Source organism: Blastomonas sp., from assembly GCF_030373265.1.
GTDB lineage: Bacteria > Pseudomonadota > Alphaproteobacteria > Sphingomonadales > Sphingomonadaceae > Blastomonas.
Genome location: NZ_JAUCZC010000007.1, coordinates 57,246 through 71,745, shown reverse-complemented (window position 1 = coordinate 71,745; position 14,500 = coordinate 57,246). Strand labels below are relative to the sequence as shown.

Sequence of the window (14,500 nt, the reverse complement as noted above, 5' to 3'; positions counted from 1 at the left end):
TTTCCGTATCAACCGGCGGTCGGGTTAAATGACGGCAGGAGCGGGCCGTCAAATTAATCTACACAGGCGTATCAAACTGAATATGCCTCGTTAAACGTTGGCTTGTTCGTTGTGTAAGAAATTTCGGCGCTTTTTCGAGCAGCGTCTTTTAACTGGCCTTTCGTAGTATCCAATTCATCGATCGCTCCCACTTGCGCAACGTCTCGCGAGCCGAGAGCTTGCGCGAGTTTGGCCCTGCTATCGGTGTAGAGCACTGCATAGGACCTCGCCCGGCTAATGGCGACGTAGGCGGCTCGAGTGTCCACAGTGTTGGTCCGGAAAGACTCCATATGCGCCATAACCCGGTCAGAGGTTGCCCCTTGGGCGGCGTGGATGGTCTGCACCCAACCATGACGGACATAGCGATCGGCCAAATGATGCAGGTCGAGCCGCTGGAGCTTTCCATCGCGCTGCCGCTCTACAACCATCGAGCCGCCGATGGGATCAAGTTCTACCACCGTAGCAGTGTGGCCGTTGAGTCGATTGGCAGTATAGTTGTTGCGGGTGAACTGTATGCGGTCACCAGCACGGAATTCCTGTTCAACTTCAACGAAAGCTTCAGCCCTATCGCCGCCTGACATCGCCGGTGACCAGATGATCGGCGTGTCCTTCTCGCCAATCAGCCGCACGGTTCCGGCGTCGGCATCAACAGCGTCCACCTTATATCCGATGCCGGGGCGCGGCTGCCCTTTACCGGCCCCTTTACGGAACGTCACGATCTGCCCTGGCTGATAGCTTGCAGCGTTGCGCGCTTCGGCGCGGGTGAAACCAACAGGCTCTAGCACCTTCGCGATCATGGCCTGCTCTCCGAGTGTGCCGTCTCTAACTAGGGCAAATCTTATTGATGCCGTGAGTCGCTGCCTGCCCTCGCGGGTTGTGTCCAAGACTATAGTGGCCGCGCGCTCCTCAGGCGACAGCTTGACAAAATCCCTCGCCATCAGCGCATGGCGCACATCGTCTTCTTCATGCTCGACTATCGACCCACCGCCAGCGTCGAGCGCATCGAAAGCCGCCGAGGCATCGCCTGCCAGCATGGCCTCGACTGCCTTCCGGGTGTGGTGATTTGATTGGCGCACGATCTCGTCCATCACGGCCGTTTCCATGCCCGCTTCTCGAAGCTGCCCAAATGCGCGCCCTGCCTCCACCGAGCCGAGCTGTTCGACATCGCCAACCAGAATTAGTTTAGCCTTAGCATCGCGGGCGCGGGCAATTAGGCGCCGGGCATCGCGCGCTGACAGCATAGAAGCTTCGTCCACGATCCAGACCTCGGTACCTGGTTCGGACAATTCACTTGAATGGGATAGCATCCTCGCGACCGTTGTAGGTTCCGCCTTGATCGCGCGACCTAATACATCGGCAGCCGTTGCGGTGGGGGCAAGAGCGCGCACCGTTTTCTTTTGGGTGCGTGCTGCTTCGGCGACCGTCTTTAAAACGGTTGTCGTCTTGGCAGTTCCGGCATGGCCCTGCAGGCCAGTGACGGCGGACGAGGACAGGAGCAACTGCCGAGTTGCCACCTTTTGTCCCTCGGTCCAAGCGTGGGCTGAACGGCGCTCAGCCGATGCGATAGCGGCCTCAGCCCTAACCAGTCCAACTATCGGCTTGCCAGTTTCGCGTCCTTCCGTCTCCATCGCGAGCATTGCCTGTTCCGTGATGACGGCCTCGCGGGTTGTATAGCCTACAATGCCCTTTGCCATGCGAGGGGCGGCACGAACCATAAGGGCCTGTTTTCGCTCGGCTCGAGCGATGGCGGCGACCACATCACCATGAGTTGCAGCGCCGCTAGCTTTTTGCCCTGCTTCACGTTCAAGATCGGCTGCAGTGAACACTGCCTGGCGCTCGGAGAGCTTGGCCATGGCGAAAGAAACGGCCTTGTCTGCTTCGGCCATGCGTCGGATTGTGCCCAGATTGGGTCTGCCGACCGCTTGGGCTTCGGCTGCATCGACGAGGGCACGGCGGGCGTCTTCGTCGAGTCCTAGTTCATCGGCTTGGGTGCGCCAAGTGGCGGCGAGCGTGGCATAATTGACAGTTCGCTTGGGTGCGCGGGTTTTCAGCGCAATGACGCTCTTCTCGGCTGCTGATGCATTGGCGCGGGTCTGCCCTCGTGCGGCCAAGGCGGCCTCGATCTGACGGGACCGGGGCGAGAAGGCGCGTAACACATGCTCGGGCACGCCATCAATCTCAAAGGTGGTATCGGGCGCGACGATTACGCTGTAGCCAAGCTGCCGCAATTCGGCTGCAAGTTCCATATGGTAGACCGCGCCAATGTGCTTCTGGAGGCGATAGAGGTCACGTGCATCAAGGCTGCGCCAGTTGCTGTCACAGTCCTGAGTCATGTTTAGGATGACGTTGTGCGAATGGATCTGCGGCGCAGGCGTGCCGTTTTCGGTTTCGCGGGCGGTTACGTGCAAAAATTGCGCGATGGCCAGCTTCTCCGTAGCGATCCGCTCGACCGTCTCCCCATTGCGAATACGGGTAACGCCGATATGACGTTCGGCATATCCTAGAGCAACATCGACCGCGCGAGCATGTGCGTCGATGACTCGGCGGTCACCCGCGACTAGCCCTATTACCGATACTGACTTGGGTGCACTCATGGTGAGGTCGAAACCCGGGGTATGCTCGCGCACGCCTTTGCGGCTAGTGCCGATCTGGGTGCCATTTGGCAACTGCCCCTTGAGCAGGCTCATGAATTGGTCGGGGTCGACTTCCCCTTCTAAACCGAGGGCCCGCGCAGCGCGACCCTTCCACTGGCCTGCAGCTTCGCGGCTCCAATAATCGTCGGCCTGATAATAATTATAAGCCGCAGCGGGGTCGGTGAGTTTGATGGGCTTAGCTACCATCATAGCCCTCCCATCGACAACCAGTCATCGCGGTCCTCTATCCGAACTGCGTCCACGGGTGGTGCGCTGCAGGACGAAGTTGAACAGGTGCGGGGAGTTAGGCGCGCAGGAACAAAGGCTGGCGCAATAATGTCCAGGGCTTTAGGCGGCGCGATCAGCACTTGAGCGATTGGGTAGCCTGACAGACGCAGGAAGCCTTCGCCGGTGGCGAGGTTGGTGACTTCGCTGTCCATAACAATGGCTTTGCGCTCGCGGTGGATGGCAAGTGACCCGTGCGCTTTGGGGTCGTCACCCAGGGATTCGCTGGCGCGTTGGGTCTCAACCTCAGCCGAGCCGAATAGATCGACAGCCCACTTAGCAGTTGCCGCATCGCCCGGTGCCATAATGAACTGGGTGGCGGTTTGGCCGGAAATGATTTCCGCGCCGTCATTGCCATACGTCTGTCTCAGCTGCGCGATAGACTGAAAGGCGATGACGACGCAGGCTCGGTGCTTGCGGCCTTCTGGTAGCAGAGTGAGCAAGGATTGGACCGGAGGGAGTGAAGCTAACTCGTCCAGAAACAACCAAGCCTTTGGCGCGTCTCCGGGGTTGCGCTGAAGGATGGCCGACGCTGCCGCATCTATCCACGCCGCAATTATAGGTCCGCCAGCGTCGCGATATCGACGCGGTACCGCCAAGAAAATCATTGGCTTCGGGCCTTCATGTTCGGCGAGGCCAGCGTAAAAGCAGTCGAAGCTGAAGGTAGGTGCGTTCTCCGGGATGGTGGCTAGCGTTGCGACGGTGCGGGCGGCCATTGTCATCATAAACAGAACGCTAGCGGTGGCTCGTTCACCCCCCGACTCGAAAATGCGGGCTGCCGCCGTGTTAGTCACGATCGTGCGCAAATCTTCAGCGGTGGTGGTGTTAAGGATAGAGGAGAGCGCATCCAAACTTGCGGACTCAGTGTGGGCCGTATGATCTAGGATATGGGCCAGCAGGGCTCGGGCTTGATCGAACCAGAAATTGCTTTCGCCAACTTTCGAGGGCTTGGGGAGCAAGATGGCGGCGATGCGGTGGGCATCGTCCAAGCTGGCGATGTCGGCGAGCATGTTCCAGCGATGGCTGCGTCCGTCCCAAGGATTCAGAATTATATCGCCGCGTTCGGGTTGGAAGAAGCGTTCAACGTAGCTGCCATCCGGATCGAAGATTAGTGCATTTTCTCCGCGGGCTACGATCTGGCTGAGATGATCTTGCAAGACGCTGGTTTTGCCGGTGCCCGATTTACCAATGTCCAAGAAATGCCGAGCCTCGTCTTGCGGCGGGATTGGCACCCCTCCGATGCGCAAAGGTTCTGACGGCTTGTTCTTCATGACAAGCCTCGTGAGCTCATCGGCGGTCGCGACCCGGTTGCCGCGCAGCACTTGATCGAGAGCTGCGTGTTGGGCCGCCTTAATCCAGTGGCCCCGCAAAAGCGTAACCCCACCAATGCCGAGCAGAAGTCCGAGGAGGCCGCCAGCTATGGCCATTCGCGAGAAGAGTCGGACCGCAGCGATACGCTCCGGCGCGTCTCTATTTAGAACTGTGGGCGCTGCAACGGAACGACGGGGATCAATCTGTATGGCAGCATCCAGATGCTGTGAGGCTTTAGCTTTCGTGAATGAGATTGCGTGCTGGCGGTCTGTATCGTTTGATGCGAGGCCGACCAACGTTACACCGCTCACCATGCCCAGCAGGCTGAAGGCTACGCCTGTGCGCAACAGAATGAGCGTCGAACGCAAGCGCCATTTCTCGATGGCATGGCCACGCCCCGCCTGTTCAGTCGCACGGCTCATGAGCGAATGGCCTGCTTGAGCTTGTCAATGAACGCTTGCTGGCGCTCGGCGGGTAGGAGCATGAGCGCAGCAAGGCGAGCGGTGGCATGGGCGTTGTGTGCGCTGGTTTCGCACGCATCTACCCGGGCTATGAGCGCACCCAGCTCTACAGCGATCTCGCCTAGCAGCGGATCGGTCACTGTGGCGCGAACCGGCTGCGGGGAATCAAGCGCCGCTTCTAACATTATGCGGACCATCTCGGCGCGTGTGATCCCTGCTTCGGCGGCGCGGCTGTCTAGCAGCATAGCAAGCTTCGGAACGATGCGGGTCTGAATGACGGTGGTGGCGGCCATGTGTATTTCGTCAATACCTGTAAATTAGGGGTTTTGGATCACTCAATACAGGCCAATACGATCACAACGTCGGAAATTGGGGCTGCACGCGTGCAAAGGTGTGGGGCTTGAAATTGGGATGCGAAGCATCCCTGCTTAGCGTCGATAATACCAATCAGGCATGAGACGAGCATCGAAGAGGGTCGGTTCATCATCGGTGATCGGAGGGGCGTAATCGTTGTTTGCCCAAGGTGCGCGGGCAGCAAAATAGCGCCCAGTTCGTTCAGCACCCGACCCGTCTTCGGTTGTCTCATCTCGCAGGACGACCGTGCCTAAGGAGCTTACGACTGCGACCGCCCTACTGTGTAGCTCGGATTTGCTCAGGAGAAATTCATCGGAGAATGTCCGGTGCTGCGGCTCAATCGTGAGCCAATACCCCCCACCACCATCACGAAGCACTACTTCATAACATACATTGCGTTTGCGACCCATTTTAGGCTCCTGCCAGCATGCCGTTGCAGACTGCTCCGGCTCATGGGTGTAACCGTATATTATCTTACCATGTTGTGGCCCCCGGCAGCCGCGATCTCGAGCGCGCGCTTGGCGGTCTCCTGCCCCTTGACCTGTTTGAGGTCGGGGCCCGGTGCGGGCGCTTCGGCGATGCCGGGCTTGGGCGGGCTGAGCCGGCCATTGCCCTTGAGGTGGTTGAGCAAGGTCAGCAGATCGGGCGCAGCGATCACGTCGATGCCGCCCGCCCAAGCCGCTTCCGCCCCCTGCGCCGCCGGGCAGATCAACCCGCGTCCGGTGGCAGAGGCGTGCAGCGCGGCGAGCAATACGCCGGGCGAGGCGGCGATCCGTCCGTCGAGCGCGAGTTCGCCCACCGCGACATATTCGCTGGCCAATTCGGCATCGATGATCCCCATCGCCGCCAGCATCGCCAGCGCGATCGGCAGATCGCAATGCGAGCCTTCCTTGGGCAGATCGGCGGGCGACAGGTTGACGGTGATGCGCTTGGGAGGGAGCGCCAGACCCAGCGAGGCGATGGCGGCGCGAACGCGTTCGCGGCTTTCACCCACCGCCTTGTCAGGAAGGCCGACCACCGCGATGCCCTTGTTCATCCCCGGCGATATCCGCACCTGCGCCTCGACGCTGCGCGCCTCGAGCCCCAGATACGCCACGGTCTGGACGATGGCGACCATCAATGCCCCCTGTTTGTTCTGGCGCGAGACTGACGCGTCCATGCCGTGGGGTCGAGGGGATTCGCGAGGTTTGCGTCATTCTGGTGGAAGTTGTGCCCGCGTACACGGCGGATAGAGCGTTGCCATCCGTTCGATCACGAAGCGGTCGCCGGAAACCGCCATCCGTCCATGCGTTTCAAGATCGATCAGCGGCACCGCACAATGCACCAGAGCGGCAACGGCATCGGGGTCCGCGGTGATCACGGCATCAAGGTCCTGCGGCAGCGTCCGGCGCGCGATAGCCACCGCGCCGCTATTGTAATCGACCGTGAAGGTCTCGCGTCCGAGATGCAGGCCGACCAGCGCGCAGAACCCGGCGGCGCGTTCGGGATCGACCATGGAACGCAAGGATAGCACCAGCGAGGTTGCGCTCATCGGGGCGGCCGGATCATGCTCGGGCGACCGCGCGCCCCAGCGGGCCATGGTCTGGAAGATCGGCGCGGCCTGGTAGCCCCAGGGGGTAAGCCCGTACGCCTGGCCCGAAGCCGGAGGCGCGAGCCGCAATCGCGTGATGACCCCGCGCTCTTCCATCATTTCGAGTCGCTGGGTGAGGACATTGGCGCTGATCGTGCGCAGATCGCTTTTGAGATCGGTGAACCGCTTCGGCCCCAGCATCAGTTCGCGCATCACCGGCAGCACCCAGCGCTGGCCAAGCATATCGATGGCATGGGTGGCCGCGCAGGCATCATCGTATTGACGTTTTTTCAAGGGCATGGCTCGTCTAGGTTATTAAAGATAACTTTCCAGTTGCTTTTTCTAAGGGGTATTGAGACCCTGCACAAGCCTGATGCGAGTCGCATCCCGGACGAGGTGGGGACAGCCGCACGAACCTCGCACTATCCGGCAGCAGGAGCTTGATCATGCCGGTTGATCCCAATGCCAGCCTTGTCATCACGGCCTTCGACTGGGTCCCCGATTTTGCGCAGGGCTTCGTTCGCGATCTGCGTCCACGCTGGGCGTGCGAGGAAATTGGCCTGCCTTACGCCGAGAGGCTGATCAGCGCGGTCGATCGGCCTGTCGCGCATTATCGCGACCAGCCATGGGGCCAGGTTCCGGTGATCGACGACGGCGGTATCAGGCTGTTCGAATCGGGCGCGATCCTGCTGCACCTGGGCGAAAGGCACCCGCATCTGCTGCCGGTCGAGCCGCAGCCGCGCGCCGACACGCTGTCGTGGCTGTTCGCCGCGTTCAACAGCATCGAGCCGATGATGTTCGAGCTGGGCCAGGTCACCTTGTTTGCCGCCGGAGAGCCCTGGGCCGAGCTGCGCAAGCCCAGCCTGCTTGCGTTCATCGGCGAGCGGTTTGACCGGTTGGCGACGGCACTGGGGGAGCGGGACTGGCTGACCGGCCGCTTCAGCATCGCCGACATCGCGATGGCGACGGTGCTGCGCGAGGCGCAGGATACCGGTCTGCTGGCCGAGCGGCCGGTTCTCGCGCGCTATCTGGCACGCGCCACCGCGCGCCCCGCCTTCGCCCGCGCGCTCGGCGCACAGATCGCCGCGTTCACCCCCGACCCGCCACCCGGCGCACAGCAAGGAGAAGCCGCATGAGCTATATCGACGGATTCGTGATCGCCTGCCCCGAAGCCAACAAGGACAAGTTCATCGAACACGCGCGCACCGCCGATGCCATGTTCATCGAGATGGGCGCGCTGCGAATCACCGAGTGCTGGGGCGATGATGTGCCCGCAGGCAAGACCACCGATTTTCGCATGGCGGTCAAAGCCGAAGAGGGAGAGGCGGTACTGTTCAGCTGGGTGGAATGGCCCGACAAGGCCACGCGCGATGCGGCGATGGCGCACATGACCGAGATGATGTCCGATCCCGCCAAACTTGATCCGCGCATGGATCCTGCCAAGAATCCGATGCCGTTCGACGGCAAGAGAATGATCTTCGGCGGCTTTGTCCCGGTGGTCGACCTGACAGCCTGAGGAGGACCGGCCGTGACCAACAGGCACGGCGATTTCCTCTGGTACGATTTGATGACCCCCGATGCCGATGGTGCATGCGCATTCCATGGCGCTCGCTTGACCCGGGCGGCGTGCATCGAACGAAGCGAGGTTGCACGAGGCAATACGCAGAACAGACAAGGTGATCGCCCGTCCAAACTGCCATGATGGCCCCGGGCCCATGTAATCGTTGCGCGCCGAGCGCGGCGTTACAGCATAGGATGCGATATCGGTCTTAACGTTACATCACTGATTGCGCGAGAATTTCCTTCGTTCTGGGGCTATGACGAAGCGACTGAAAAGAGCGATGAAACTCCCGTGCTGAGTGCCCAATCCATGTTGCATTTGCGAATTCGTTGTGGGATATGGCGACTGCTAGCAGCATGTCTGAAGGGACAATTCTATGAAACTTGCAAAGACCGCACTGGCTGCGCTTGCTTTGACCACGATGGTCGGCGCTCCGGTTCTGGCACAGGCTGCGACTTCCGCAGCTCGCGTGTCCAGCGCCTCGAGCGAAGAGAGCGACGCAGAGGGCAGCACCGGCATCATCATTGGTGTCGTGGCTGCTGCCGCCGTGATCGGCGGCATCATCATCATCGCTGATGATGATGAGCCCAACAGCCCCTGATTTCTTCGCAAGAAGAGTTCAGGAACTGATTCGGAAAAGGGTGGCCAGCAATGGCCGCCCTTTTTTGTTGCCGCTTGGGCGCGCGTCGGTTGATTGCGGCGGCGGTCCGCCCCTATGGTCGGGTTTCGCACCTCCCTGCCTCAACCGTCCCCCGATGCGGAGCACCAGCCCATGACCAATTTCCCCGCCGATTACACGCCGCCCGCCGTCTGGACCTGGGACAAGGACAATGGCGGGGCCTTTGCCAGCATCAATCGGCCCATTGCCGGGCCAACACACGACAAGACGCTGCCGGTGGGCAAGCATCCGCTGCAGCTCTATTCGATGGCGACTCCGAACGGCCAGAAGGTCACGATCATGCTCGAAGAGCTGCTCGCAGCCGGCCACTCGGGCGCGGAATATGACGCCTGGCTGATCGACATCCGCCAGGGCGGCCAGTTCGGCAGCGATTTCGTGGCGATCAATCCCAACAGCAAGATCCCCGCATTGGTCGATTACAGCACGCCTGAACCCACTCGCCTGTTCGAATCGGGCTCGATGCTGCTGTATCTGGCGGAAAAGTTTGGCGCCTTCTTGCCGACCGATCCGGCCAAGCGGGCAGCCGCGATCAACTGGCTGTTCTGGCAGATGGGCAGCGCGCCGTATCTCGGCGGCGGTTTCGGGCATTTCTATGCCTATGCCCCGATCAAGATCGAATACTGCATCGACCGCTTCACCATGGAAACCAAGCGCCAGTTCGACGTTCTCAACCGGCACCTGGCGGACAACGACTATATGGCGGGCGACGAATATTCGATCGCCGATATCGCGATCTGGCCTTGGTATGGCGGCGTGGCGACCGGTGTCGTCTATGATGCGGCAGAATTTCTGCAGGCGCAGGACTACACCCATCTGCTGCGCTGGGCCGACAGGGTCGGCCAGCGGGCCGCGGTGCAACGCGGCAAGATCGTCAACCGCGCCTGGGGCGATGACCTCAGCCAGCAGCTGCACGAGCGCCACGATGCCAGCGATTTCGACCTGCGCACACAGGACAAGCTGGCGGAGCCCGCCGCAACCTGATCGCGCTCAGCCGTCCGCCTGGAGCATGTCCGCTGCCAGCAGAAATGCTCCCGCCAACCCGGATACGGGGGCGAGGGCAGGGCGGCGGATGACCTGCGCGGCGGCGGATGCGAAATAGCCTCCGTCGCTGGCGGCGGCCGCCTCGACGATCCGCTCGAACAGGCCCGGCGTGTCCATCACCCCGCCACCCAGTGTGATCGCGTCGGGTGCCAGCGCGGCACGCAGGGTGTTGCACATTTCTGCCAGATAACCCGCGATGAGCGCATGGGCCGGACGCTCGGCTGGCAGATGCGAGAGCGACTGACCCCAGCGCGCCTTGATCGCAGGTCCGCTGGCCAGTCCTTCGAGACAATCGCCGTGAAACGGGCAGATCCCTTCGAAGTCGCGGTCGTCGGCGGCGCGGCGCGGCCGCATATGGCCCAGCTCGGGATGGCCAATGCCGCCCACGATACGGCCATCGGCGATCACGCCGCCGCCGATGCCGGTGCCGATGGTGACATAGACGCTGACCCTGGCCTCGCGGGCCGCGCCCAGCCGTGCTTCGGCCAGAGCCGCCGCGTTGACATCGGTATCGAACGCGACTCGGGCGCCGGACGCGCGCGCCACGCTGCCCGCAATATCGCACCCACTCCAACCCGGCTTGGGGGTTGCGAGGATATGGCCCCAATCGGGCGCGTTCGTATCGCGTTCGAGCGGGCCGAACGAGCCGATTCCGATCGCGGCCATACCGGGATGTTGCGCGAAAAAGGCGTGGGTTTCAGCCAGCGTCGCTGCAGGGTCGCGCGTCGCGATCTGTGTCTGCTCGATGATGGCATCGGGCCCATGGCCGACGCCGAGCACGAATTTGGTGCCGCCCGCCTCGATCGCGCCGAGCAGCGGGCGATCAGCGGGCATGAAGGCGGTCCATCGGGAAACTCTCGACGATGCGGCTGGTCTCGCCGTCGAGCGCGATCCGCACCATCGGCGCAGGCGTGCCCGCGAAGGTCTCGGCCGTGGTGAACGCACTTTGTGCGGGGTCGCGGCCGCCCAACCCCCAATGGTCGACAAAGCTGCACACCAGAAGCTCGGCACTGACATACCAGCTGAACGCCTGCATCGGCTCGATCTCGGGGTTGGCGATTACCAGCCCGGTGCCGTTGAGCGGGCGCCAGGGGCCGGACAATGTCTGCGCCACCATACCGTAAAAGCCGGTCGGGCCGCTGGGGCCATCGGGGGCGAACACGCTGCGCTGGGTGGACCAGAAGACATAATAGAGCCCCTGATGCGCGATGATCTGCGCGCGCTCAAGCTCGTTGTTGAGCGTATCGGCATGAACGACCGGAGGCAGCAGCTGCCATCGGCCTGACTGCTCCATCCGTGCCAAACCGACGGCACCGTTGAACGCGCTGTCCGATGCCGCCAGCGATGCGGTGAATGCCAGATAGCGCGCGCCGTCTTCAGGGTCGATGAAGAACGCGGGGTCGCGGAAAGCCTTGACGGTGCCGGGGGCGCCATCGTGCCTGTCGGCAGGAAGATAGACCGTGCCATCCGCGGCAAAGCACTCGCGCACAGCGGTCCATCCGGTGATCCGCCCGTCGGCCTCAAGCGTGCCGGTGGTCTCCACCAGCCGCTGCTGGAAGCCGCCGGGGGTATCCGCATAGCCTGCTGCCGTGAAATACAAGGTGACGATGCCGTCCTCAAGCACCGCAGAGCCCGACCATTCACGCTCATGATCGCCCAGCCCCTGCGGCAGCATGTCGCCCAGGTCGTGCCAGCCGGTGGCATCCAGGTGGAGCAACCGGATTTTCGCCTCGAAATGCCGCAGGATCGGATCGCCGCGATCGTGCGCGGCGAGCACCATCCACAGGCTGCCGGCGTTCACCGGAGCCAGGCGGCCGTCGGGCATTTGCAGCGGCCACATATCCCACAGCAGCAGATCGGGCAGTATCCGCGCCGCTTCGGCCTCGCCGATCAGACCCATGGCAGGCATGGGCTGATCGGCAATGGCGGCAATGTGCGCGGCGGTCCAGGCAGTCGTCATGGGCTGCGTCAGAAGTCGTAGCGCAGCGTGGCGGATATGGTGCGCCCGTTGATCGAGCGCGCCCGGACAAAGCCGTTGGCCGGGATCGCGCCTTCCTCGGCTTCGGTAAAGCCACGGGTGTCGAACAGGTTGTTGGCGTTGATCGACAGCTGCACGCGTTCGATCGGGCGGACCGCGACGAAGGCGTTGACCTGGGTGAAGCCCGGCAGCACCAGCAGGTTGTTGTCCTGGGCGTAGCTATCGGTGGTGCCCACCATGTTCGCGCCCAGGCTGAACATGTCCTGCTCGTACTGGCCGCTCAGCTGATAGATGAAATCGGCCTGGCGGCGCGGGGTGTTGCCTTCGTTCGCCGGGCTGATCCGGTCGCGGCTGATCTCGGCATCGGTATAGGTGCCGCTGGCGCTGAGCGTGAAGCCGCCTGTGCGGTACGACGCCTCGACCTCAAGCCCCTTGGCCTTGAACACGCGGTCGAAGGTCTGGCGGGTGGTCGCCTCGAAGTTGGTTTCCTCGGTCTCGGCGTAGAAGGCCGTGGCATAGACCGCGACGCCGCCCGAGCGGTACTTGATGCCCGCTTCGGCCTGCTTGACGAAGTCGACCGCCATACCTTCGTTCGCGATGGCGCCGGTGACGAAGTTCACGTTGTCGTTGTTGAACAGCAGTCGATCGGCGTTGGCCCGGCCACCGCGGCTGTAGCGTGCAAAGGCGGCGAGGCTGTCGGTGAAGCGATAGTTCGCGCCGAACGAGTAGCTGAAATAGTCGTAGCTGTAATCGACCAGCGCAGGCGATCCCAAGGGAATGGTCGCGGTTTGCGCCTCTGCCGGGCTGATCGCGCCGTTGCCGTTGAAATCGAACGCCGTCACGCCAACGCGGCCGCCCCCCAGATCCGAGCCAAAGGTGCGGCCCGAGGCATCGCCAAAGTCATAGCGGATGCTGCCGTCGAGCGTCAGCCGGTCGAATTCGAGCGAGAGCGAGGCGAAGGGCGCGTTCGTATCATATTGCAGATCATAGCTGCGGCGGCAGCAGTTGCCGAAGAAGCTGGCGCCATAGGCCACGGTGCCATTGTCGGTGAGGCGCGTGCCGGCCGCATTGACCACATCGATCAGCGCCGCGTCGCCGCCGCCGCGCACCTCGAGCAGGTGCGACGTCCACAGCCAGTCGGTGTTGATGTCCTGACGCGACTTGTAGAAGCCGGCGGTTAGCGTGGCGGTGCCGCTGCCGACCGCGAAATCGCCGGTGATGCGCAGATCGTTGGTGATGTTGTCGAGGCTGTTGAGCCGGGTGTTGAACAGCACGACGCTGGCCACGAGCGCTCCATTGGGGACGTTCTGCCCGGCCTGCAGACCGTTGGCGAACACCAGCCGCGATCCTGCACCGCCGATCGCGGACGCGGTGTTGGCGGCGGTGTCGAACGATCCGGGGAAGGGCGAGACGAAGCCGCCCGACACGTCGGAAAAGCGAAAGCGGTTGGTGACCGTCCAGCCATCGGCGACCTCGAACTCGCCTTCGAATCCGAAAGCCTTGACCAAGGGGCGCTGGCCGGCGGTGATATCGAACCGGCGCGGCTGGTTGTTGCCGTCAAGGCTCAGCGCGGAACGGAAGAAGCGCGAGTGCAGGCTGTCCGAGCGGATGTCGAAGCCGGGAACGTTGGAATAGTTCGGGTTGGCGTTGGACCCCGTCACCTGCACCGGATTGGGCAGATAGCCGACCGCGCGGTCATCGAGATACTTGCCGTAGAAGCGGATATAGCCGCCGGTGAATTCCTTGGTGATGTTGGCCTTGATCTGGCCGCCGCGGTTGCCGTTATAGCCGATGTCGCGCGGCCCTTCGCCCTGACGCACGAAGCCGCCCATATGGAAATACAGGTCCTGGCCCAGGCTGCCGCCATAATCGAAGTCGAACCGCTTCTCGTCGTAATCGAGGCCGAGCGTCGCCTGGATGGTGCCGCCGTTCTGGTCCTTGCCGGTCTTGGAGATCATGTTGATCACGCCGCCGGGCGAGTTGGAGGCGAAGGTCGACGCCGAACCGCCACGGATCGCTTCGACCCGCGCGATGTTGAGATCGGCGCGCAGGAAGATGTCGGAGTTGCCGAAGGTGATGTCGCCGAATTCGAGGATCGGCAGTCCGTCTTCCTGCAGCTGCAGGAACTTGGCGCCGCCTGATGCGATCGGCAGGCCGCGTACCGCGATGTTGGCGTTGCCTTCGCCGCCCGAGGATTCGGAGCGGATGCCGGGGATGTTGCGGAAGATTTCCGCCGCGCTGCGCGGGGCGGTGGTGGCGATCTGATCGGCGCTCAAGGAGCTGACCGAGATCGAGCTGTCGAGGACATTGGCGCCGCGCGCAACGGCGGTGACGACGATAACGTCGTCGGACTGCAGGTCATCCTGTGCGCCATCCTGCGCGGATGCGTCCTGGGCAAAGGCTGCAGGGGTGATGGTGGCGGTGGCAACGGCCAGTGCCGCATATGCGCTGCGAACGCGCAGGGCCTTCAAAATCGACATGATACCTCTCCTGAACTGGCCGGTACTCCGGCTTCAGCGCTGGAGGCTATGGAACCCCGCAATCGTTTGCAAGCTAAAACTGCAATCGTTTGCAAAAAGGCTTGCCAA

Annotated in this window: 11 protein-coding genes and 1 pseudogene; 4 read left to right on the top strand and 8 right to left on the bottom strand. The window is 62.5% G+C overall.

Translation table 11 applies throughout. The features are described from left to right. Positions 1–71: 71 nt before the first annotated feature. From mobF to QUV11_RS05970, 5 genes and pseudogenes are all read right to left on the bottom strand, one after another. Positions 72–2,879: a MobF family relaxase gene (mobF, locus tag QUV11_RS05990; RefSeq protein WP_300881061.1), complete on the bottom strand. Its 2,808-nt coding sequence runs from the start codon at positions 2,877–2,879 to the stop codon at positions 72–74. Next, complete coding sequence (locus tag QUV11_RS05985; RefSeq protein WP_300881060.1) at positions 2,879–4,690, bottom strand: type IV secretion system DNA-binding domain-containing protein; 1,812 nt, start codon at positions 4,688–4,690, stop codon at positions 2,879–2,881. Before QUV11_RS05985 ends, mobF begins: the two co-directional genes overlap by 1 nt. Then, complete coding sequence (locus QUV11_RS05980) at positions 4,687–5,022, bottom strand: hypothetical protein (protein ID WP_300881059.1); 336 nt, start codon at positions 5,020–5,022, stop codon at positions 4,687–4,689. The genes QUV11_RS05985 and QUV11_RS05980 overlap by 4 nt, the downstream gene beginning before the upstream one ends. A gap of 536 nt (positions 5,023–5,558) precedes the next feature. After that, positions 5,559–6,200: pseudogene (locus tag QUV11_RS05975) on the bottom strand (magnesium chelatase domain-containing protein); the annotation flags it as partial. A gap of 75 nt (positions 6,201–6,275) precedes the next feature. Continuing rightward, on the bottom strand, positions 6,276–6,947 hold the full coding sequence (locus tag QUV11_RS05970; RefSeq protein WP_300881058.1) for a helix-turn-helix domain-containing protein: 672 nt from the start codon (positions 6,945–6,947) through the stop codon (positions 6,276–6,278). Positions 6,948–7,099: 152 nt separating this feature from the next. On the opposite strand from QUV11_RS05970, the gene QUV11_RS05965 reads away from it, so the two are divergent. From QUV11_RS05965 to yghU, 4 genes are all read left to right on the top strand, one after another. After that, positions 7,100–7,789, top strand: coding sequence for a glutathione S-transferase family protein (locus QUV11_RS05965; protein WP_300881057.1), 690 nt, complete (start codon positions 7,100–7,102; stop codon positions 7,787–7,789). Then, positions 7,786–8,169, top strand: coding sequence for a DUF1428 domain-containing protein (locus tag QUV11_RS05960; RefSeq protein ID WP_300881056.1), 384 nt, complete (start codon positions 7,786–7,788; stop codon positions 8,167–8,169). The genes QUV11_RS05965 and QUV11_RS05960 overlap by 4 nt, the downstream gene beginning before the upstream one ends. Before the next feature lie 421 nt (positions 8,170–8,590). Further along, positions 8,591–8,815 carry a hypothetical protein gene (locus tag QUV11_RS05955; protein ID WP_300881055.1) on the top strand — a complete coding sequence of 75 codons (225 nt, stop codon included), beginning with the start codon at positions 8,591–8,593 and terminating at the stop codon, positions 8,813–8,815. Positions 8,816–8,986: 171 nt separating this feature from the next. Beyond that, on the top strand, positions 8,987–9,874 hold the full coding sequence (gene yghU, locus QUV11_RS05950) for a glutathione-dependent disulfide-bond oxidoreductase (RefSeq protein WP_300881054.1): 888 nt from the start codon (positions 8,987–8,989) through the stop codon (positions 9,872–9,874). 6 nt (positions 9,875–9,880) lie between these two features. On the opposite strand, the gene QUV11_RS05945 is transcribed toward yghU, so the two are convergent. The 3 genes from QUV11_RS05945 to QUV11_RS05935 are packed head-to-tail and all read right to left on the bottom strand — an operon-like array spanning position 9,881 to position 14,392. Beyond that, a complete protein-coding gene (locus tag QUV11_RS05945) occupies positions 9,881–10,768 on the bottom strand; it encodes an ROK family protein (protein WP_300881053.1) in 888 nt (295 codons plus the stop codon). Continuing rightward, a complete protein-coding gene (locus tag QUV11_RS05940; protein ID WP_300881052.1) occupies positions 10,758–11,894 on the bottom strand; it encodes a glycoside hydrolase family 68 protein in 1,137 nt (378 codons plus the stop codon). Before QUV11_RS05940 ends, QUV11_RS05945 begins: the two co-directional genes overlap by 11 nt. An 8-nt stretch (positions 11,895–11,902) precedes the next feature. After that, a complete protein-coding gene (locus QUV11_RS05935) occupies positions 11,903–14,392 on the bottom strand; it encodes a TonB-dependent siderophore receptor (RefSeq protein WP_300881051.1) in 2,490 nt (829 codons plus the stop codon). Positions 14,393–14,500: the final 108 nt, after the last annotated feature.